Origin of the sequence: Neorhizobium alkalisoli (genome assembly GCF_002968635.1) — a bacterium.
Classification (GTDB): Bacteria; Pseudomonadota; Alphaproteobacteria; order Rhizobiales; family Rhizobiaceae; genus Neorhizobium; species Neorhizobium alkalisoli.
In genome coordinates, this window is record NZ_PVBN01000049.1 from 1 (window position 1) to 420 (window position 420).

The window sequence follows — 420 nt, forward strand, 5'->3', positions numbered from 1 at the left end:
CGCCTGCGCCTGGCTACAGAGCAGCGCCAGCGCCGCCAGGGTCATGGAACGAGGTAATAAGCTTTTCATCATTATTATATTTCTCCGCATAACGGCTGACTGCGAGCAACAGCATTCCCTGGGAGAGAATTTCCCATCATGAACAGCAGCGAATAACGTTAGTTAACGCCCGGCGCTTGCCGCCGGGCTGAAGGGTTAGCGTCGGTCTTTCAGGCTGGCGCCGTTGCTGTGGATCACATCGCGATACCAGTAGAAACTCTTCTTGCGGCGGCGCTCGAGGCTACCGTTGCCGGCATCGTCTCTGTCGACGTGAATGAAGCCGTAGCGCTTCGACATTTCGGCCTTCGAGGCGCTGACCAGATCGATCGGCCCCCAGCTAGTGTAGCCCATCACCTCGACGCCGTCGTCGATCGCCTCGGC

At 58.6% G+C, this 420-nt stretch carries 1 protein-coding gene; it reads right to left on the reverse strand.

Going from position 1 to position 420, the window contains the following annotated elements; translation table 11 throughout:
• Positions 1 to 195: 195 nt before the first annotated feature.
• A partial coding sequence (locus C5L13_RS28495; RefSeq protein ID WP_158693565.1) for a family 1 glycosylhydrolase occupies positions 196 to 420 on the reverse strand: 225 nt, incomplete at its 5' end.